This is a genomic window from Ningiella ruwaisensis, assembly GCF_004798935.1.
GTDB classification, from domain to species: Bacteria; Pseudomonadota; Gammaproteobacteria; order Enterobacterales; family Alteromonadaceae; genus Glaciecola; species Glaciecola ruwaisensis.
Map to the genome: position 1 here is coordinate 361,962 of NZ_RAHT01000002.1, position 20,732 is coordinate 382,693.

Consider the following 20,732-nt stretch of genomic DNA (forward strand, 5'->3'; position numbering starts at 1 on the left):
ACGCACGTCGCTTATTTTAACAATAAAACAAAGTGCGCCACGATCGTGCCCATGGCAATGACCCAAACCGTACTTCTTGCAATGTGCCAATTACACCAATAACAAATCAAGTAAATAAGCCGAAGCAGTACAAAGGCAATGCATAATTGCGCCGTGTACACTGTGTGCGCGTCCAACGCCAACACTAGCAAGACGGTGGGAGCAAAAAAACAGATGGCTTCAAAACAGTTGTCGTGCGCCGCTTTTGCCCGAGCGCCTAAGCCTTCCAGACGATTTTGCTGTGAACGCGGATGACGATTATCGTACTTCCCCTCTTTGTGCATCAGGTAAGCCAGCGGGACTTTAGCGAGCATCGGCATAAACAGCACAATAGCCATACATATAATAATGACAAACACTTAATGTTCCTTTTTATAATTAAAAGAGTATCTTACATACACAAATAATAGGTTATCAGTTATTCTTTTGGTATGAAAATACTCATTGTCGAAGACGAACCCACCGTCGCAAAATATATTGAGCAGGGACTAACACAGTCTGGTCACGAATGCGTGATCGCAGAAGATGGCGAGAAAGGCCTGGCATTGGCAAGCTCTGGCGATGCTAATGCTTCAAGATTTGATGTCATTGTTCTTGACAGAATGCTGCCTAAACTAGATGGATTGGCGCTTCTAGAAAAGCTACGGGAATTAGACATAAGCACCCCAACACTTTTTTTAAGTGCCAAAAACAAAGTAGAAGACAAAGTAACCGGCCTTAGAGCTGGCGCAGACGATTATTTAACTAAGCCTTTTGCCTTTGAAGAACTGTTGGCCCGCGTTGAAATACTTGCCAGTCGCGCAAGCCCATCTGTGAAGAGCAGAACGGAGCTTGTGTTAGGGGAACTTAAACTGGATTTGATAAATCGCAAGGTATTAAGAGAAGGCAGAGAGATAGATTTGCAGTCCAAAGAATTTAAGTTACTTGAATACTTAATGTTGAACGAGGGAAAAATCGTCACTCGGACCATGCTTTTAGAAAAAGTTTGGGAATATAACTTTGATCCGCAAACAAACGTCATTGATGTTCATATCAGTCGGCTTCGCAATAAAATCGATAAAGGGTTTGAATTTCCTATGATCGAAACTATTCGCGGCGCAGGTTATAAGATCAGTGCGGGTTAAATGCAGATAAACATAAAATGAAATTTGTTTTTTCGCTGATACGCCTTTTATATGGGCAAGCAGGAGTCATATAAATGCGCGCCATTCAAGCCTACAGCAAAAGCTCAAGCTTTATTGTCAGCTTTATTTTCATCATATTGCTATTTATTGGCGTGTCGTTTAATACTTATGTCCAAACCGTCACCAGCGACGACCTGCTCATACGCGAAACACAAGCTGCTATACTGGCCGATATCGGCGGATTTAGAAGCTTATACAATGCAGCAGGCCGCCCTGCTGTAGTCAAAGCCCTTCAGGATCGCACCAACAATTTAAGCAACGATTTTTTGTATTACCTTAAAAACGGAAACGATGAATATATTGCTGGTAATTTAAGTAAGTGGCCCGCGTCAGATGCTATTCCTATTAAAAATGGTTTACTTGAAATTCAGGTTCGCTTGCGCAAAAACGATGATAAAGTCGGCGTAAGAGGCCAAAAGGAAACGGCTATTGCCATGATTGTCGAGTTTGGCAACAAAGACTCTTTGATGGTTGCCCGAAGCGTTAAAGATATTGAGTTTTCTCACAAGCTGGCGCAAATATCATCAATCGTGTTGATTGTGATTGTAAGCATAATTTCAGTCTTAAGTATTGTTGTGGCCTATTACGTGGTGAGTCGAATCAATCTTATCTCTGATACAGCTGATGAGATTATCAGTACTGGGAATTTAAGCGACAGACTTTATGTTGAAAGTAACTGGGATGATTTAAGTAAATTAACCTTGGCGCTTAATCAAATGCTCGACAAAATAGAGCAGTCGGTTAACAGCATTCAAAGTGTGTCAGACAGCATCGCTCATGATTTACGAACGCCCCTTACAAGACTGAAATCTCACATTGAGCAAATAGAGCATGACGAGAAAGGTGCACTCATTGCTGAATGCGATAATATTCTGGCGATTTTCAATTCTTTACTCAGAATCACAGATATTGAAACCAGTGCTAAACGCGCCGGGTTTGCACATGAGAATGTCAGCGCAGTCGCAGAAGACGCAATTGATCTTTATCAGCCTGTCATTGAAGAAAAATCCATCACGCTGGGAATGAATGTTGCGTCTGATTTAACTTTGTACTGCGATAAAAACCTGCTCTTTCAAGCGTTTGCAAATGTCATTGATAACGCCGTAAAATTTACACCTGAAGGCGGTGATATTTCAATTACATTCCTTAGAGAAAAACGCAAAAATGCGCTTGTTTTTCAGGTGGATGATAGTGGAATAGGCGTAAGTGATGAAGTGGTAGATAAGCTGACACAGCGCTTCTTCAGAGAAGATAAAAGCCGAACGCAAAGCGGGAATGGCTTGGGCCTATCACTGGTGGCTGCCATCGTAAGTTTGCACAAAGGCGAAATTAAGTTTGGCAAAACCCGATTAAATCGCGCATCGGGTTTAAGCTGTCGAATAGAACTGCCAGAAACAAAAGAATAAATTACCGTTTATGTTTAATTATTGTTTTTGCATGAAAATGGTTACTTCCGCCATTACGATACCAAATTTTTTGATATATGAACGATTCATCATCGTGTCGGAATTAAAGGCCCAAAACCAATCATCGAAATTTACACGATAAGTAGAGCCATCAACCTCTAAATCCATTTCATAGGCAAAATTAAACGCATTACCGTAAGAAATACCCGTAGCAGGACCGGCAATATCGCCAGCATTGCCCGTATATGTGCCATCTGGGTTTTTGCTAATGGTCCATACACGCTTTTTAACACCATCGCCCACACCATATTCAAAGGTTTCATCAAGGATTAGATTGCCGTTTTCTTTGTAGGCATCAATGTCTACGATAAAGCGCTGTACCACTTCACCGCTTCGATTTTGAACAATACCCCACGCCTTTACTTTTCCGTCAAAAAACTCATCAATATCAAACTCCGGCTCAACGTCTCGGTAAGATTCGCCGTCAATCGAAATTGAACAAGCGCTTAAAGTAAGCAGAGCAGCAATCACACCTAGCGTTTTTAAAAAATTTGAGAACAGATGATGGATGTTCATAAACAACTCCGGTTGTAGTTCAATTAAAAGAAAAGCATTGGATAGAGAAAGGGCGCAATAATCAAGCGCCCCTATGACTCAGTTTATATAGATTTAATTTCGAAGACCAAGCAATTGCTCACGCATTTTTGGTTCTGACGTTTGTTCTGAAAGCCAAATATCAAAAAACCATTGGGTAAACTCTTCATCCTCAATTGTGCCCAGTTTCTCGTCGTTAAAATAAAAATGGCTATGCCTGTTTGCGTCTACAACGCCAGTAAGCGTTTCGCCTTCATTAACATTAGGAAAAACCTGACGCATTTTTTCAAACCACTTAGCAAGCTTGACTTCGTTTTTCATGCCTTGCTTTCGCATTTCGTCAACGCTACGGCTGGCAATATTTTCGCCCTCAAAATCGCGTAGGTAAGTCAGCGATAAAGCGAAAGGCTTGCTGCGATCAAACTCGCCATCTGGTGCAATAAGCTTTGCGTCGTAAATGTCCCAAAATAACACTTCAAGTCGAGCCTCGCCCACAGGCTTTGGATTGCTTATGTATGTTTTCACACCGTATGCGGTATTACTCATCAGCAGAAACATTCCGAAGATAAGGGAAATTGCGTATTTCATTAGTCTAACCTCACTTGCATATGCCCCTATTAACGCACAAACACGGCCCTTTAGATCATTAAGATTTGTTAATTATGCATAAGGCATCGTAAACTCTAGTTATTTAATTGCTCATACAGAGAGCCCTACAATTTCTGCACCTTTACCTTATTCGCCGATAAGCGAACTTGAAAAAAAGTTGAGTATTCAACTGCCTTCTCCGCTTGAAACATTTCAAATGGAGGGACGAGACATTTGGTGCAAACGGGACGATCTTATTCATCCTGTGATTAGCGGAAATAAATGGCGAAAGCTCAAAGCGACAGCTTATTGGCTAGTGAAGGAGAACATACCTGCTCTTGCAAGCTTTGGTGGAGCCTATTCCAACCATTTGCATGCTTTAGCCTATGTGTGCAAAGTACTCAATATCCAGTTTCATGCTGTTGTTCGCGCGCACCCTCAAAGCCCCTTGACTCCCACCCTATCTGACATAAAAAATTGGGGAAGTCGCATTCATTTTGTATCCCGTGACGAATATCGCCTTCGTAACGATGAAGCCTACATCGAGCAATTGAAACAGGAATTGCAAGTTGACTATGTGATCCCAGAAGGTGGTTCCAATGAAGCATGCATTCATGGTGTAGAAGACATTATTGAAGAACTTAACAAGCAACACACTCAAGTCTTTGATTACATCCTTGCTCCTGTTGCAAGCGGCGGCACGCTTGCCGGCCTTATCAGCGGCGTAAGAAAGGCAAAGCTGGCGACTCAGGTGCTTGGCATCGCCGTACTCAAAGGAAAAGCGTATCTAACCGACTCGGTTGAAAGCCTTTTGCCAAATACTGACGCAAGTTATCATAACTGGGAAATATTTTATGAAGCATCAGTCGTATGTGGTGGATATGCAAAATTGTCCAAGGAGCTTGAAGCATTTGGTGAGCAATTTAGTAAAACTCATTTTACATTAGATCGCGTGTACAATACGAAAAGCTTCTTCGCCTTAAAGATGCTGCTTCAGCAAGCGCGCTTTCGCAACAAAAAAATCCTCATTCTCCAAACTGGCGGACTTCAAGGTAACAGAAAAACTGCGCTTTAATTGCAGAAGATTAGGATCGGTTGATTGGCAGGAAAGTTTTAAGTGATTTTTTAGATAAAGTCATAAGACAAAAATTTTTACGCTTTTTTTATCAATTTCACTTAAATATCAAGAAAATTCGAGCTGTTTATCCCTTATTTTACTGAACTGTTTTGATAAGCCAGCCGTTAATAAAAATAAGAGAACTTGCTTATTAAAGTAAAATTTAGAGGATATCTTTTGAAGCCAAATATGATTTTAAAACAAAACATACCTTATGCCGCATTGATTTATTCTGCGCTTGATGTGTGTGAACTCATGCTGGCTCGTTCCTCCACACTTTACCCCTTTGCTGTTGTGTCCATCGAAAACGATATTCAATGCGTATTTACCGATACTAAAGACGAACATGCTCAAAGCGGCATGATTGAGGTCTTGGAAGAACGCCTTGCAGAGCATCGCATTATTGCTGAAAACGCCATCAGCGTTTTAGTGTATGCAGCGACCATCACCACGCAAAAGGCTACAGAAAGTGAAGCGATTGTGTTCAATATTACGGATTCAAATGGCGAAAATACAGTCACCCTGTACCCATATATCCAACAAAAAAACACCATTCGATTGGGCACTCCATTTACGTGTAATTTTTAAATAATTTTAATTCTCTTATTTATAATATTTGATTCAGATTTTTTTGCCTTTGCTAGCTGCGCTAATCGTTTGGTTTATTGCTTTAAAAAGTTGTGATTGTGCGCCACACTGTTATCATGCGCAAAAATTTCAATCAGGTTTTATAGAGGTCTTATTATGTCTCGAGTGTTAATCATTGGCGCCGGCGGTGTTGCATCTGTCACCATAAAAAAGTGTGCGCGACTGCCGCAATTTTTTGATGAAATTTACCTGGCGTCACGCACCGTAGCCAAGTGTGAAGCTCTGCAAAATGAAGTGGGTGAAGATAGAGTAAAGGGCGTATTTGCGCTTGATGCTGATAAAGCAGAAGAAGTTGAAGCGCTAATAAACAAAGTGAATCCTGATTTGGTTATTAACCTGGCGCTTCCCTACCAAGACTTGCCAATAATGGATGCCTGTTTGGCAACAAAAACCGACTATTTGGACACCGCAAACTACGAGCCAAAAGACGAGGCAAAATTTGAATACTCGTGGCAGTGGGCATATCAGGACAAATTTAAAGATGCTGGGATTATGGCACTGCTTGGTAGTGGCTTTGACCCGGGTGTAACCAATGTTTATACCGCATACGCAGCTAAACACTACTTTGATGAAATTCATTATCTGGATATTGTGGATTGTAATGGCGGTGATCACGGACAGGCCTTTGCAACTAATTTTAATCCTGAAATCAATATTCGTGAAATCACTCAGCGCGGTCGCTTTTATGAGAACGGCGAGTGGAAAGAAACAGATCCATTAAGCGTGAGGGAAGACCTGAATTATCAGAATATTGGCGTGCGCGCTTCTTATTTGATGTTCCATGAAGAATTGGAATCATTGGTTAAACACTTCCCAACACTAAAGCGCGCCCGTTTTTGGATGACCTTTGGCGATGCTTATTTAACGCATTTACGCGTGCTAGAAGGCATTGGCATGACAAGCATTGAGCCGGTTGAGTTTCAGGGCCAACAAATTGTGCCGCTGGAGTTTTTAAAAGCCGTTCTTCCTAACCCTGGTTCACTTGCAGATGGTTATACGGGAATGACCTGCATTGGCACCTATATTACCGGCATAAAAGACGGTAAAGAGAAAACGATATTTATCTACAATAATTGCGATCACGCCAAGTGTTTTGAGGAGGTGGGTGCTCAAGCAGTTTCTTATACTACTGGCGTACCCGCCATGATTGGCTCAGTGTTAATGCTTAACAAAAAATGGCATAAGCCGGGTGTTTGGAATATGGAGCAATTTGACCCGGATCCGTTTATGGAAATGCTAAATGAACATGGCCTCCCCTGGCATGTTATAGAATGCGAAAGCAGTCCTTTCAGTAAATAAATACCTGAAAGGGTCAGCGAGTTTAAATAGAGGGAGGGGCCTAAGTAAATAAAGACGCTGTGCACCATCCATGGTCGCTCGACACATGCCATCCATGGCATGTGACGCTTTATTTACTTAGACCCCTCCCTCTTTGTGTTTAAACTCGCTTGCATTTAAACTGTGCGCAAACTTAGTTTAATTTCTGTCCCCTGTCGCACTTATCTTGAGCCCGTTTCAATGGTGAAGGAAATAAAATGGAAAAATATTTAAGAGACGATATTCCCAGTCCCTGTTATGTTTGTGACGAAGAAAAATTAGAGCAAAACTTGCAAATCATGGCGCGCGTGCAGCGCGAGGCAGACGTGGATATTATTCTCGCGCTTAAAGGTTTTTCTATGTGGTCAACCTTTGGGCTCATTAAACAATATCTTAAAGGGGCAACTTCCAGCGGCGTATGGGAAGCTCGCCTCGCGCGCGAAGAAATGGGCGGTGAAGTGCATGTATTTTCGCCGGCTTATAAATCAAAAGACATCGCGCAATTGACGGGATTAGTTAATCACATATCCTTTAATAGTCTAGCGCAATGGCATCAGCATAAAGACGCTATTGTAAATAGCGATATTTCAGCTGGATTGCGCGTCAATCCAGAAAATCAGGAAGCCGAAACACCGCTTTACGACCCATGTGCACCGGGTTCTCGCCTTGGTATTTTGGCGCGCGATTTGGAAGGTGCCGATTTATCACATATCAACGGTTTCCATGTGCATAATTTATGTGAGTGTGATTCATACGCGGCTGAACGCACGCTTGATGCGATTGAGAAAAAGTTTGGTCAGTATCTACCACAACTGCACTGGTTAAACATTGGCGGTGGACATTTAATGACCCGTGAGGGATATGACGTTGAACACCTCATACAAACGCTTAAACGTTTCAAGGCTAAATATCCTAACTTGCGCATTATTATGGAGCCTGGCTCTGCCGTTGCCTGGCAAGCTGGACCACTTATAGCCGAAGTGGTAGATATTGTTGAGAATGAAGACAAGATCGCAATATTAGATATATCCGCTACGGCTCACATGCCTGACGTACTTGAGATGCCTTATCGTCCTACCATTACCGGTGCCGGAAAAGAAAATGAAAAAGCATACAATTATCGCTTTGGTGGTAATTCCTGTTTGGCAGGTGATGTCATTGAAGTGTATAGCTTTGACGAGCCACTTAAGCCAGGTACGCGGCTGATATTTGAAGATATGTTGCATTACACCATGGTAAAAACGACCTTCTTCAATGGTGTTGAGCATCCTGGTATTGGCATTTTACGCAAAAATGGCGACTTTGATTTAGTCAGACAGTTTAGCTACGAAGATTTTAAAGGACGTTTGTCTTGATCCTATCTTTCAAAAATTGAAACAGGGCGCTGTATTCATTCAGCGCCCTTTTTTTGCCCTTTCAAGTCGAAAAACCGTTCTTACAAGGTGTAATTTAGACCGAGATAGTAAAAACGTCCTCGTGGGCCGGCTGGTCTTGATAAGGACGACAAGAATGGCTCTTCATCAAGTGCATTGTTGACACCTCCGTAAATTTCAATAGTTTCATCGTAATCGTACGAAAGTGAAACGTCATGTACAAAAGCTGTACCAGTGTGAGTAATATTCACAAAATCCGGATCATTTTGTACGTCCTCAAGCTCTAAGCCCGGTAAAAGCTGATCAGACTCATATCTCAATCGATAACCAAAGGTAAATTTATCGTAAATGTAGTCAGCGTTGAAATTTATAATCCATTCTGGGCGAGTAAAAGTACCAAGCACATCAGTTACTTCGTCCGGCGCGGAGACATCACGCACTTCTTCATTTTTTAGAAAGTGAGTTCCGTTCAGGGTCATTTGTAACAACCCAGCCTCGTTTAGAGAATAGTCATAATCAACTCTGAAATCGATACCGCTGGTTTCTACTGCGGCAAGATTAATGAAGCCTGAACGAAAATCAGTAATGAAACCGTTGGTGGGATCCCTGTCAATTGCTTCGCAAAACTGATTGTTAATAGTAGGTGCATCTACACAATTAGATGCGATATCAAAACCTGTTAAAGAATCAATAAGCCCGTCAATTTGAATATCATAATAATCAAGGGTTACAACCAGACCATCAAGTGCTACACCAAGCTCAGATGAGGGAGTCCAGACGACTCCCAAGGTCAATGTTTCAGCCTCTTCAGGGTCTAAATCCGGGTTACCACCTGTTGTTCCTGAAATACGCGCTGACACGAAATTGGTAGAATCGTAGGTGCCATCAGCGACTGTACTGCCAATCAACGCGATACAATTTGCTTCTCTGAATTGTGACCCTGCGCCTATTTCAGCCTGATTACATGGATCTGAACTGGCACCAAGCGTAGCTGAAAATGTTGGCGCAAACGCCTCGCCTATGTTCGGCACACGAACGGCTTCTGATAAGGTACTTCGTATTGCGAGGGAATCTATCGGCTCCCAAACGAAACCAACCGTCCAAGCATCGGTGCTTCCATAAGGGTCATAATCAGAGTATCGATAAGCGGTGCGCAACTCTATCAACTCTGCAAGGTATGCGCCTTCAATAATTGGTACGAAGGCTTCTACAAAATATTCAGATACCTCGTATTCTCCAAAGGAAGGATTTGTAGGACCTGCATCAGAATCTTGTGTAGTAAAAGTAAAACCCGATGCGGCAAAATTACCAGGTGTGTATTCACTTGTTTCTCGGCGCCACTCATAACCCAAAGCAAAGCGCACAGGTCCAGCGGGTAACTGAAATAATTCAGAGGTATCGCCCGAAATAAGCGCTAATATATTTTCCTGCTTAATATCGGTCTGTTCCGTATCAGGCCTGAAAATAAAATCAGCGCCTTCTTGGCTAATCGAATCCTTGCCAAAAAGGCTAATAGGCACACATTGACCATCTCCAGCTTGAAAGGTCAAAAAGCCAAAATTATCATTCGCCGCAGGGAAAGGGGAAGTTGGCGGAACTGCTGAACTGTCTAAATCAGATCTGCAAACAATATCTCCCGTTGCTGGATCAATAACCGCATCAATAGCTGAAAAGTACCTATCTTCAAGCCGCTCTCTGGTTGTCACATTTGCATCTGTTTTGCCATAATTATAAGACAACTCGTACTCAAGGGAAGTGGAAGGAATGTAGCCTTCAACACCTATAACAACTCTCATCGTATCGCGCTCAGCCAAAGGGTTAGACTGCGCAGAAACATCAAGCGCGTCACGAGACATAACAAGATCTACAGGTACACCTTCCGACTCCAGCGCCCGAATCTGCGATAGCAACGCTGCGGGTATGAAGGGATTATCTAAAGAGATAGGAATATCATCATTAAATCCATTTACCTGGTCTGTTTCCTGAGTATCACTGGTTACATATTTCGCATCGATAAACAAACTTAAAAAATCCGTTACGTCATAATTACTTACCGCCTGAAAAAGCGTACGCTTGGTATCGGGTAATATAAGCTGATTGTCAGGTAGAACAGGAACTGCATCGCCGCCACTTGCATTAAAGGCGTTTGAATAAATATCGCCAGGATTGTAGGCGCGAAGACTACCCGCATCATCAACCACTTGGCACGATGGAATTTGAGAAGCACCTAAGAAGTTACATCCAACTTGGCCTCCAGAGCCCGCCACATCGCCAAATGCGCTTCCTGAAAGAGAAATCACGCCTCTGTCGCTAGATATTGGTAAACGTTGGTCACTGACATAGGCACTCTTAAAGCGTGGATCCACTCCTAACTGATTTATAACATCCTCGCTATTTGGTATTCTTTGCGCGCGCCCTGAACCAGCAAAGTCTCTATCACGAGCAAAAACAGGGCTTGTCTGTGTATGTTCGATTGCAAAAACCAAATCACCTTTACCATCATTACTGGTAAATCCGTTTGCCAGCGATATGAAAAATTCATTTGCATCATTACGATCTGAAACACCTGCTTGCGCTCTTAGTTCCAAGCCATCAAAGCTGCTGCCGTCGCGCATGTTAAAGTTAACAACGCCTGTTACTGCGTCAGCACCATATACAGCCGAAGCACCTCCAGTGAGTACTTCTACATTCCTCAATAAAGCTGTAGAAATGGTGTTTACATCAACAGAGCCTTCCCCTTCTATGCCAGCTACGTGTCTGCGACCATTTTCCAAAACGAGTGTTCTCTCTGAGCCCAAGTTACGTAAATCCAGCAAACTTGCTCCAAGCGGTGAACCATTGAATGCAGAAAATGAACCGGGAAGTGACGCTTGTAGTTGTGGAGACTCTCTGAGTAAGGCACCAAGGTCGACCTGACCAGATGTTTTAATATCATCCGCCCCAATTGATAATATAGGACTTGCGGATTTAAGCGTGTAGTCTTGCGATACGCGAGAGCCTGTTACGATGATTTTCTCAACTTGCTGTTCGTCTTGTTCTTGTGATTGTTCTTGAGAAAGTACAAGTGATGGTGATGCAGATAAAGCGCAAGCAAGCGCAATACTGACACCTGAACGTGTGAATTTGAGTGTGTTTGTTTTCATTGGTTGTCCTACAAGTGTGTAATCATAAAAAGGTAGCAATTTATATTCCTACCTGTAGCGCAACCCAGATGAGCCTTATGTTATTGTTTCTTATGTTAATTTTTTAGAAAAAAATTAAACTTTTGAATGCTCATTTGACAAGGATTGCACTATAAAATTAGTGCATGCACCTTAAAAGTGCAATGCTCTTATGCTTTGATGTTAGTAGTTGTTCCAATACACAGATAGACTGGATGCAGTAATTAGATTAAATTTGACTAGCTAGTAAGCATAAAAAAACCCGATAACTCTCGCTACCGGGTTTGATTAAATGCACTTCAGATTAGAAGCGGTAGTTTACACCTACACGCACTTCCCAAAGAGAAGGTCCACGGCTGATGGACTGCTCTGGCGCTGAGAAGTTGCTGTAAACAAACTGACCTTCTGGATTAACTTGAACATCAATTACATTTTCTCCAACAAATGAGAATTGACGATAGTCGCCCCATTCATCGTTTAACATATTGGTCAAGTTTTCAATTACGAAGAAAGCGCTTGCTTTGTGGCCTTCCATAAAGCCCGGCAACTGCTGTGAAATGCGTAAATCGGCTTTAATCCACCAATCTGCATTTACTGAGTTACGATTTACGTTTGCTCCACGTTCTAACCCTTCAGCTTCCACAAATGCATTGAAAGCAGCTTCAGTCGCAGCATCATCAAAAATCACATTTGCATCGTTCAATTCTGGAACGTAAAGCAATTGACGAGATGTTGAAGCGTCATAAGCAAAGGCCTGTGTAAAACCATTGTCATCGTCAACATTTGATGTATTCATAGTATACGACGTGGTCTCACCATCGCTTGCTGTACCGAATAAGCTGATACGCGTCTCATATCCATCGATAAATTCTTGAGCGTAGCTTAAGCTAAGCGTAAAGCGATGTGGAATCTCATAGTCCGACGTCGCTGCTTGAGGGTTATTAGGATCAATTGTCGCAAAGTTCACGTAGTTTGAAAACGCGACAGAACTCGTCATCGGGTTAGCATCTTTAGAATCGACATAAGCGTAACCTAATACTGCGTCAAACCCATTTTCCCAGTCTTTAGACACACTGACCGATAATATGCTTGATTCACCGTCGCCTTGTGCAACATTACCAAGCACAAAATCTTGGCCTTCACGTCGTGATGGATCTACCAAAGCATAATCAGTACGGCCTCCAAGGGTCGTCCCTGCACCAACGGCTGTTAAATTCGCATCGCGATAAATGGCTGAGTTTTCTTTGTTGGTATAGATGTAGTCCGCCGTAATAACGTAATCCTGAGGAGCAATATAAGTTAAGCCAACTGCATATTTCCACTCTGAAGGGATATCGAAATCAGGGTCGGTTGCGACAACCCCACCATCACCCGTTGTAGTGCTAGTGTTCGCTACTTCATCAAACAATGCTTGCGGAATATCAAAAATTGGACGACCTTCGCCGGTATATGCAAGATCAAACAGATTTCCAGTGAAGCCCGGTATATCACCAGAACGTCCAGCCTGTTGGAAAGTTCCAATATTCGTCACGCCATCGTTAGAGTAAGCGTTAGATATCCAGACATTAGGGTTACCGCCTGAGTATCGACCAAAACCAGCTCGAAGCTCCAAGTTGTCGGCTACGGCCCAGTTCATTCCAACGCGCGGTTGTAATAATGAAATACCATCCACATTTTGTGTATTAGGGAAGCCATAACGGTCGGTGAAATTTTGGTTCAAACGCGGAACATCGTCAGATGACCACTCGTCATAACGAAGACCTACCATCAACTGAATATCATCAGTGACGTAAAACTCATCTTGAATGTAAAGTGTCGTTACATCATAGCTGAAAGACGCAGCAGCATCGTTTGGATCGTTGGAACCTGCCGAGTTATTATAGTAAATTCTAAAGACGTCGCCAGCTTCAAAGTCAGCAATGCTATTAAAACGATATTCACCTTGAGTGTGCTGCATAAATAGGTTGAACACGTCTAGACTTTCGCGCTCAATACCTGCTGTTATCTCATGGTCGCCCCAGAAATAAGTACCAGCCAGCTTGAAGGTGGTATTTTCCCAATCCAGGTCATTCGATTGACGTGAATCATCAGGACCAATATAAATTGTTCCGCCACCAGCGGTATTTACTTGGACTTCGCCAAAACCAGAAGCAGCATCAAGCGAGATCTGACGGTTATCTAAGTTGGTGCGACCTACTCGAAGTTCAGTCGAAAAGTTTTCTGACCAATCTGAGTATACTGAAAGGACGGTTGAATCCAGCTCGGCACCGCGCTCATAAAAGTGATTCGACAAAGACAATGCTCTTGATCCACTGTCGGATTGACTAATACTAAAACCATCATTGTAGTTATAGGCAAGCGATGCACGATGGTTATCGTTAATGTTCCAATCCAGTTTCAAAAAGATTTTTTCATCTTCAATAGGTGCACTTCCTGGCATACCACCAGCATCATAGCCGTATACTTCTTGAGCAATACGTTGGACGTCAGCGACATCTTGAGCAGAAATGTTACTTCCAATCGCATAATCAAATAACTGAACACCCTCAACTTTCTCATACGCACCATAAATGAATAACGTATCTTTGATTAACGGCGCGCCAATATTTACACCGTAGCGTCTTTCAGTGTAGTTTCCGTTATCTTGCTCTTCACCATTTACAGTGTCACCACGGAAAGAATCACTGGTAAAGTCAAAGAACGCACCGCCTTTGATTTCGTTCGTACCTGATTTTGTTACTGCGTTAATGTTACATGCAGTAAAACCACCATATTGAACGTCAAAAGGTGCCAGTTCTACGGCAACTTCCTGGATTGCATCGAAAGAGAACGGCATACGCTCTGTCGGGTAACCATTGCTGTTTAATCCAAAGTTATCGTTTAGACGCACACCGTCAAGTGTCAAACTGTTAAAACGTGGGCTTGCGCCACCGCATCGAATAGCATCGTTGAAACTTTCATCGATATAGATTCTTGGGTCAGCACGAATAATGTCATTGATGTCACGGTTGATAGCCGGCATATTTTCCAAGTCATCAAGTGTGAAGATGCTTGTTGGGCCTGTTGCTCCAAAGTAGCCGGTGCTTATTGCAGAAGCACTAACAGCAATGGTCTCTACATCTGAATCTGCTTCTAATTGAAGGTTGACATCAAACGCTTCACCTAAGCTAATGAAAACGCCGTCAACAGTCGTATCCTGATAAGCGTCAGAATCGATGATAATTCTGTATGGACCACCTACGCGCAAACCACGTAGCGTAAAGTTACCAGCTTCGTTAACCACCACTTCTCTTGAAGTGCCTGAAGGTACGTGAATAACCGTAATTGTAGTTCCAGCAGCAGGTGTACCGGCAGGTGTCGTAATACGCCCCTGCATGGCTGATGATGTCTCCTGTGCCATAGCCGCGGTAGATAAACCAACGGACATAGCGACTGCAACTGCGATTTTATTCAGTTTAGTCTTTGCAAACATTTTTGTTTCCCTATGTGTTTTTTTTAAAATTTTTTGAATTAATTTTGACGGGGGCATTGTCCGTTCCAATTATGACACTTTTATTACAGTTTGTAATCTTCATGAATGTTTAATATTTCATTTTTCCCGACTTTTCTCATATTGCTAGTGAGTAATCTTTTATGATTTACCTTGGTAATTCTTGGATTTTATTCTCGATATTATCCTCGGTTTTATTGCGCAATAAATAAGCAGCACGTGTTTAAACTAGGGTTTTAATTGAATCCGCCAGGTTCACAAGGTAAAGTTGCGAAAAATACAATGCATTACGTTACCAATGAATCAGCCAATCGTAATTGCGATATCTGGTGCTTCAGGCTCTGGAAAGTCGCTATTTACCCAAAATTTATCGCTTAAACTTAGCCAGCAAGACCAAGAGGTATTGGTTTTGCAAGAAGATCACTACTACAAGTCTCAAGATCATATTCCACTTGAAAAGCGAAGTGAAACAAACTACGACCATCCTGATGCCTTTGAGCATGATTTGCTGGGGCATCACCTTGCCGCCTTAAAAGCGGGTGAGAATATCGACTACCCTGCATATTGTTATAAAACGCATACTCGCTTGGCTGAGACTCAAATTATAAAACCTGCTCCTATCATCGTCATTGAAGGCATTATGCTTTTGACGCAAATTCAGCTATTTGATCACTTCGATATAAAAGTGTTTGTGGATACCGCCTTGGATGTATGTTTGATGCGACGCATGCTCAGAGACACTCAAGAACGCGGGCGATCCATGGTATCCGTGGCGCATCAATATGAAACAACCGTTAAACCCATGTATCACAAATTTATTGAACCTTCTAAAACATTCGCTGATTTGATCGTGCCTCACGGCGGTGAAAATTACCTGGCAGTTGATGTCGTCAGCAGTTATTTATCCAACTACAAACAGGAAAACACCCATAATGGTTAGTATTTTAGGCGTATTGTTTTTATTAGCCGTTGCGGTGTTAGTCAGTAAGTCCAGAAAAAGCATTAATTTACGAACAGTAGGTGGCGCTTTTGGCCTGCAGGTACTCATTGGCGCATTTATTCTTTATACCGATATTGGCGTGGTTGCTTTGAACGAAGCCACTATGTTTATTCAAGGAATTATTGACTACTCTCAATCAGGTATTGAGTTTTTATTCGGCCCTTTAAGTAATAATTCACTGGGCTTCATTTTTGCATTCAACGTGCTGCCAGTAATTATCTTTTTCTCTTCTTTAATCGCTGTTCTATACCATCTCAAAATCATGTCAGTGATCATCAGAATAATAGGCGGTGCACTTCATAAGCTATTGGGAACAAGTAATCCAGAGTCCATGTCAGCCGCAGCCAATATTTTTGTAGGCCAAACCGAAGCTCCATTGATAATCAAACCCTTTCTGCCACAAATGACACGCTCAGAATTATTCGCGGTGATGGTAGGCGGATTAGCCACTGTGGCAGGGTCAATCATGGCGGGTTATGTACAGCTTGGTGTTGAGCTTAAATATTTATTGGCGGCAAGCTTTATGGCCGCACCCGGCGGCTTGCTAATGGCAAAGCTGATTGAGCCAGAAACGAGCACGCCCAACCAAACCTTGACCGACGTCAAATCAGATACTGAAGAATATGCTAATGTGCTTGACGCTGCGGCAAGCGGAGCGACGTCGGGGCTAAACCTTGCTGTTAATGTAGGTGCCATGCTGTTGGCTTTTATTGCATTAATTGCCATGCTCAACGGCATTTTAGGCGCACTGGGTGGCTACGTAGGCATTGAGAATTTAACCATAGAATACATTTTGGGAATTATTTTTCAGCCAATTGCTTGGCTTATCGGCGTTCCCTGGAACGAAGCGCAACTGGCAGGTAGCTTTATTGGTCAGAAAGTTGTAGTTAATGAGTTTGTAGCATATGCCAACTTTGTTACTTACTTCGACCAGCTTTCTGAGCAAACAAAAGCAATCGTGACTTTTGCATTGTGCGGTTTTGCAAATTTAAGCTCAATTGCCATTTTGCTAGGTGGCATTGGAGCAATTGCACCAAACAGACGTAAAGACATTGCGCGCTTAGGCTTAAAAGCGGTATTGGCCGCAACCTTGGCAAACCTGATGAGCGCAGCCTTGGCAGGAATTTTTATTTCCTTGGCATGAGTGAACTCACTCATTTGCAGATTGAAAGCATCTAGATAAGGGAGAGGGGAGTCCAAATTATGAGACGCTGTAAACCCATCCCTGGGCGCTCGACACACGCCATCCTTGGCGTGTGACGCTCATAATTTGGACTCCCCTCTCCCTTATCTAGATACACTTCACTCAATGCAATAAACAAATTTTGATTTAACAACGGACACTCAAACATGAAATTAGAAGCGGTAGATTATCAATCGCCCACAGCGGCTAAAGACTTCGTTGAGTCGCTTCGCCAAACAGGATTTGGCGTATTAAAAAACCATCCTATTTCGCAAGAGCGCGTGAGTGATATTTATAAGCACTGGGAAGCGTTTTTTAATTCCAATGAAAAGGAAGACTATTTGTACAATAAAGGTACGCAAGACGGATTTTTTCCTAAACGCGTTTCCGAGGTGGCTAAAGGCTTTAAGAAAAAAGACATCAAAGAGTATTATCACTATTATCCTTGGGGCCAGTGCCCAGACCATCTTAAAGCTGAAATCCATGCCTATTATGAAAGCACTTTGGAATTGGCCAGTGAACTTCTTAACTGGATAGAACAAGAGTCTCCTGATGATGTCAGCAAACATTATCGCGAACCGCTTTCCAATATGATAAAAAATAGTGAACAAACCTTACTACGCATACTGCATTACCCACCTTTACAGGGTGATGAAGAGCCTGACGCTATTCGAGCTGCCGCGCATGAAGATATTAACTTGATAACTATTTTACCTTCTGCAAATGAACCGGGTTTACAGGTCAAATTAAAAGATGGCTCCTGGCTCGATGTACCCTGTGATTTTGGTAATTTGATTGTGAATATCGGTGATATGCTGCAAGAGGCATCTGGCCATCATTTTCCTTCAACCACGCATCGTGTGGTTAATCCAGAAGGATCCGATACCAGTCGAGCCCGTATTTCACTGCCCTTGTTTTTGCATCCCCGACCTGACGTTGTTTTATCCGATAACTATACGGCAGAAAGCTATTTGCAAGAACGTTTACGAGAATTAGGAGTTGTGTAAAGCGTCTAGCGTACTACTCTTTTTTTGATGCAGTAACTACCCTATCGCGCCCTTGTTCTTTAGCTTTATAAAGGGCGCCATCCACTCTTGATAAAAACTGTTCAGTAGACTCAGGGGGATTAAATTCCCCTACACCAATACTCAAAGTCAGTTTTTTGCTGACAATTGCTTGCGCCGATGTTTCCACGCGAAGCCTCTCGGCCAGCTCGCTTGCAATATTAAGTGGTGTGTTCTTAAGCAGAATAACAAACTCTTCTCCGCCCCATCGCGCGAGTAAGTCATCTTGTCGCATTTTTGCTTTCAATTTAAGAGCGAGTTCACTTAAAACTTTGTCCCCTTCCAAGTGGCCATGTTCGTCGTTAATTTTCTTAAAATGATCAATATCCAAAATCATCAAAGACAAAGGCTGTCGATGTTTAGCGCTGTGTTTCGCAAGTGCGTTCAAAGCTGAGTCAAGTTTTTCACGGTTGTAAAGCTGCGTGAGTTTATCAATTTCAGCCAAGGCACTGATTTCTTCATTACGGTCGCGTAGTTGCTTGTATGCTGATGCTCTGGAGTGCTCGTAGAACCTAAACAGGAATATATGAGCAATGCATACTTCTATAACATTTAACAATGCACCTGTTTTAAATGTAGCCGTTTGCTGAGACTCAACTTGCTGATACACAACAAATATGCAAATACTAAAGCAAATAACACTTATGAGCGTACCCCATTTGCTGCCAACCAAAAAAAACGCGATCGGTGGAATAAGCGTTGCCCAAAACAACGAGTGTGAATAGCCACCCACTAGCACCACAAAGGACATCAGTAGCACAACTACCATAAGCGTGGTCGCCCAACATGCATACTCTATATTTGGCTTACGTCTGAACAGAACATAAATGCCAGAAGCTGCAATAAAACCAATGCCGTCAATAATCGATACGTCAAGATCCTTGAAATACAGCGCATTGATACAAAAAAGAACAAAAAACAAAGCGCACGCAATAAGCAAAATACAGGAGACCAAGCGCGCGCGCCAGTAGCCCTTATGTTCTATCGAAAGTTCTGTAAAAGGAGCAGACCATAGCTTCACAGGGCTAACCTATAAACGGCAAGTTTAAGGATGTGAAAATGGCGAAATTCATCTTAATTGTTTTCCTACCTGCGCGACTTTTTAAAACCAAAGAAGCCGCGCTCCATAATTTGCTCGGCGACCAATTTTGGAACCTGTTTTTCCCATTTTCCCCGACCATTTTTTAGCTGTTTGAGGACTTCACGGGAGTAAATTTTAAATAGTTCAGTGTCACTGGTTTCAAGCGCAGTTAAAAAGTCATTTTCAAGCAAATGCCGATATAAAAAACGCAGGTGATTAGGCACTTTCACTTCTGAAAAATCGCGTATTTCGCCCTCTGCGTTTAACTCAGGATAAATGAACATGCGCGTATTGTCAGGAAACAGCTTGCCAAAGCCTTCCAGAATGCCGCCTTCTACGCCTCGATAGGATTCTTCATCAAAAATCTGTTTTAAATTCACCATGCCAACAACAATACCAATTTCCATTTTGGTGTACTGGCGGAAGTATTCACGCAATTTGAAATAACGCGTGTAGTCTGAAATCATCACGTTGTAACCCAATGCATTGAGTAATTGCACACGCTGCACTAAATCTTCTTCTGGCACATGATTGTCGTTACCTCTGGCATCATTTAGTGAAATTTCAGCAATAGCGACGGTATTGGATTCATCAACGCCATCTTGCTCAAAAAACGCTTTTTTACCCTGCTCAATCATATCCACGTTGAGATTGGTCACTGGACGAAAAGATCCACGAATAGTTATGACGTTTTTCTTATATAGCATGTCTGCTGGCACACAAATGCTGCCGTCAGGCTTAAACATGATGGCGCGGGTTTTCCAGCTCCGGATGAGATGTAAATTAATGGCTCTGTTATCAATATCTTCAAAATATGGGCCAACAAACTCTATTGAATCAATTTCAATACGGCCTGGTTTGATGCTATCTGTTAGCGAGTCGATAATCATCTTTGGATTTTCGAAGTAATAGAACGCGGCATAAATGAGGTTGACGCCCAATACGCCAAGCGCTTGCTGCTGCGCTTCTGCGTTATCATCATGCATACGTACGTGAATTTTAATATTTGAAGGTTCTGCTCCCGGATACATTTGCAAGCGGATGCCGCACCAGGCATGGCATTCATTTTGTCGGTTGAAACTTTTTGCTGCCACCGTTGCTGCATAGGCAAAATATCGCGAAGATTTTGAGCGGACTTCACTTACACGTTCAAGAACCAAGTCAAGTTCTTGTGCCATCATCGCTTTGACACGAGATTTACTCACATAGCGCCCATCGTCCTGGACGCCGTAGATGGCATCCGAGAACTTCATATCATAGGCTGACATTGTTTTCGCTATGGTACCAGCCGCGGCTCCTGCCAGAAAAAACTGTCTCGCGACTTCCTGCCCTGCACCAATCTCAACAATCGTACCGTATTTTTTTTCATCGAGATTGATTCGTAAAGCTTTTTGCGACGTTGTGCGAGAGCTAACGTTCTTAATTTCCATAGCGGCTCCAAGCGATTTAAGTGTGAAATATAATGCTGATTTTTCAGAAGAATAATT

The 20,732-nt window shown here is 42.5% G+C and carries 16 protein-coding genes; 9 read left to right on the forward strand and 7 right to left on the reverse strand.

Annotated features, from left to right (window positions below; genetic code table 11):
- Positions 1 to 11 precede the first annotated feature (11 nt).
- A complete protein-coding gene (locus D6V41_RS05050) occupies positions 12 to 398 on the reverse strand; it encodes an MAPEG family protein (protein WP_136250391.1) in 387 nt (128 codons plus the stop codon).
- A 72-nt stretch (positions 399 to 470) separates the two neighbouring features.
- Here D6V41_RS05050 and D6V41_RS05055 point away from each other — a divergent pair, with 72 nt between their 5' ends.
- Both D6V41_RS05055 and D6V41_RS05060 read left to right on the forward strand, forming a co-directional pair.
- Positions 471 to 1,163, forward strand: coding sequence for a response regulator transcription factor (locus tag D6V41_RS05055; protein ID WP_136250392.1), 693 nt, complete (start codon positions 471 to 473; stop codon positions 1,161 to 1,163).
- Positions 1,164 to 1,237: 74 nt separating this feature from the next.
- Entirely contained in the window at positions 1,238 to 2,629 is a 1,392-nt protein-coding gene (locus D6V41_RS05060) for a sensor histidine kinase (protein ID WP_136250393.1), read from the forward strand.
- Between the two features lie 18 nt (positions 2,630 to 2,647).
- Here the strand turns inward: D6V41_RS05060 and D6V41_RS05065 are convergent, their stop codons facing one another.
- Together D6V41_RS05065 and D6V41_RS05070 are read right to left on the reverse strand one after the other, a co-directional pair.
- Entirely contained in the window at positions 2,648 to 3,205 is a 558-nt protein-coding gene (locus D6V41_RS05065) for a DUF3833 domain-containing protein (RefSeq protein ID WP_179952539.1), read from the reverse strand.
- A 93-nt stretch (positions 3,206 to 3,298) separates the two neighbouring features.
- Positions 3,299 to 3,811: a chalcone isomerase family protein gene (locus D6V41_RS05070; RefSeq protein ID WP_241664428.1), complete on the reverse strand. Its 513-nt coding sequence runs from the start codon at positions 3,809 to 3,811 to the stop codon at positions 3,299 to 3,301.
- A gap of 178 nt (positions 3,812 to 3,989) precedes the next feature.
- Here D6V41_RS05070 and D6V41_RS05075 point away from each other — a divergent pair, with 178 nt between their 5' ends.
- The 4 genes from D6V41_RS05075 to nspC all read left to right on the forward strand — a co-directional run bounded on the left by D6V41_RS05075 (position 3,990) and on the right by nspC (position 8,248).
- Positions 3,990 to 4,886: a 1-aminocyclopropane-1-carboxylate deaminase/D-cysteine desulfhydrase gene (locus D6V41_RS05075; protein WP_136250394.1), complete on the forward strand. Its 897-nt coding sequence runs from the start codon at positions 3,990 to 3,992 to the stop codon at positions 4,884 to 4,886.
- Between the two features lie 219 nt (positions 4,887 to 5,105).
- Positions 5,106 to 5,516 (forward strand): hypothetical protein, encoded by a 411-nt coding sequence (locus D6V41_RS05080; RefSeq protein ID WP_241664429.1) that lies wholly within the window; start codon positions 5,106 to 5,108, stop codon positions 5,514 to 5,516.
- Positions 5,517 to 5,672: 156 nt separating this feature from the next.
- Positions 5,673 to 6,875: a saccharopine dehydrogenase family protein gene (locus D6V41_RS05085; protein WP_136250395.1), complete on the forward strand. Its 1,203-nt coding sequence runs from the start codon at positions 5,673 to 5,675 to the stop codon at positions 6,873 to 6,875.
- A gap of 236 nt (positions 6,876 to 7,111) precedes the next feature.
- A complete protein-coding gene (nspC, locus tag D6V41_RS05090; RefSeq protein WP_136250396.1) occupies positions 7,112 to 8,248 on the forward strand; it encodes a carboxynorspermidine decarboxylase in 1,137 nt (378 codons plus the stop codon).
- Positions 8,249 to 8,328: 80 nt separating this feature from the next.
- On the opposite strand, the gene D6V41_RS05095 is transcribed toward nspC, so the two are convergent.
- Entirely contained in the window at positions 8,329 to 11,409 is a 3,081-nt protein-coding gene (locus tag D6V41_RS05095; RefSeq protein WP_136250397.1) for a TonB-dependent receptor domain-containing protein, read from the reverse strand.
- A 322-nt stretch (positions 11,410 to 11,731) separates the two neighbouring features.
- Positions 11,732 to 14,899: a TonB-dependent receptor gene (locus D6V41_RS05100; RefSeq protein WP_136250398.1), complete on the reverse strand. Its 3,168-nt coding sequence runs from the start codon at positions 14,897 to 14,899 to the stop codon at positions 11,732 to 11,734.
- A 316-nt stretch (positions 14,900 to 15,215) separates the two neighbouring features.
- On the opposite strand from D6V41_RS05100, the gene udk reads away from it, so the two are divergent.
- The 3 genes from udk to D6V41_RS05115 all read left to right on the forward strand — a co-directional run bounded on the left by udk (position 15,216) and on the right by D6V41_RS05115 (position 18,107).
- On the forward strand, positions 15,216 to 15,857 hold the full coding sequence (gene udk, locus D6V41_RS05105; RefSeq protein ID WP_136250399.1) for a uridine kinase: 642 nt from the start codon (positions 15,216 to 15,218) through the stop codon (positions 15,855 to 15,857).
- On the forward strand, positions 15,850 to 17,061 hold the full coding sequence (locus D6V41_RS05110) for a NupC/NupG family nucleoside CNT transporter (protein WP_136250400.1): 1,212 nt from the start codon (positions 15,850 to 15,852) through the stop codon (positions 17,059 to 17,061). Before udk ends, D6V41_RS05110 begins: the two co-directional genes overlap by 8 nt.
- Positions 17,062 to 17,267: 206 nt before the next feature.
- Positions 17,268 to 18,107 (forward strand): 2OG-Fe(II) oxygenase family protein, encoded by an 840-nt coding sequence (locus tag D6V41_RS05115; RefSeq protein ID WP_136250401.1) that lies wholly within the window; start codon positions 17,268 to 17,270, stop codon positions 18,105 to 18,107.
- 13 nt (positions 18,108 to 18,120) lie between these two features.
- On the opposite strand, the gene D6V41_RS05120 is transcribed toward D6V41_RS05115, so the two are convergent.
- Positions 18,121 to 19,185 (reverse strand): GGDEF domain-containing protein, encoded by a 1,065-nt coding sequence (locus D6V41_RS05120; protein WP_136250402.1) that lies wholly within the window; start codon positions 19,183 to 19,185, stop codon positions 18,121 to 18,123.
- Positions 19,186 to 19,250: 65 nt separating this feature from the next.
- Complete coding sequence (locus D6V41_RS05125) at positions 19,251 to 20,675, reverse strand: TonB-dependent receptor (protein ID WP_136250403.1); 1,425 nt, start codon at positions 20,673 to 20,675, stop codon at positions 19,251 to 19,253.
- Positions 20,676 to 20,732 lie beyond the last annotated feature (57 nt).

What these genes read in the sequence shown, in the direction of transcription:
- D6V41_RS05055 (WP_136250392.1), top strand. Translation starts at nt 471, where the DNA reads ATGAAAATACTCATTGTCGAAGACGAACCCACCGTCGCAAAATATATT.
- D6V41_RS05060 (WP_136250393.1), top strand. Translation starts at nt 1,238, where the DNA reads ATGCGCGCCATTCAAGCCTACAGCAAAAGCTCAAGCTTTATTGTCAGC.
- D6V41_RS05065 (WP_179952539.1), bottom strand. Translation starts at nt 3,205, where the DNA reads ATGAACATCCATCATCTGTTCTCAAATTTTTTAAAAACGCTAGGTGTG.
- D6V41_RS05070 (WP_241664428.1), bottom strand. Translation starts at nt 3,811, where the DNA reads ATGAAATACGCAATTTCCCTTATCTTCGGAATGTTTCTGCTGATGAGT.
- D6V41_RS05085 (WP_136250395.1), top strand. Translation starts at nt 5,673, where the DNA reads ATGTCTCGAGTGTTAATCATTGGCGCCGGCGGTGTTGCATCTGTCACC.
- nspC (WP_136250396.1), top strand. Translation starts at nt 7,112, where the DNA reads ATGGAAAAATATTTAAGAGACGATATTCCCAGTCCCTGTTATGTTTGT.
- D6V41_RS05095 (WP_136250397.1), bottom strand. Translation starts at nt 11,409, where the DNA reads ATGAAAACAAACACACTCAAATTCACACGTTCAGGTGTCAGTATTGCG.
- D6V41_RS05100 (WP_136250398.1), bottom strand. Translation starts at nt 14,899, where the DNA reads ATGTTTGCAAAGACTAAACTGAATAAAATCGCAGTTGCAGTCGCTATG.
- udk (WP_136250399.1), top strand. Translation starts at nt 15,216, where the DNA reads ATGAATCAGCCAATCGTAATTGCGATATCTGGTGCTTCAGGCTCTGGA.
- D6V41_RS05110 (WP_136250400.1), top strand. Translation starts at nt 15,850, where the DNA reads ATGGTTAGTATTTTAGGCGTATTGTTTTTATTAGCCGTTGCGGTGTTA.
- D6V41_RS05115 (WP_136250401.1), top strand. Translation starts at nt 17,268, where the DNA reads ATGAAATTAGAAGCGGTAGATTATCAATCGCCCACAGCGGCTAAAGAC.
- D6V41_RS05125 (WP_136250403.1), bottom strand. Translation starts at nt 20,675, where the DNA reads ATGGAAATTAAGAACGTTAGCTCTCGCACAACGTCGCAAAAAGCTTTA.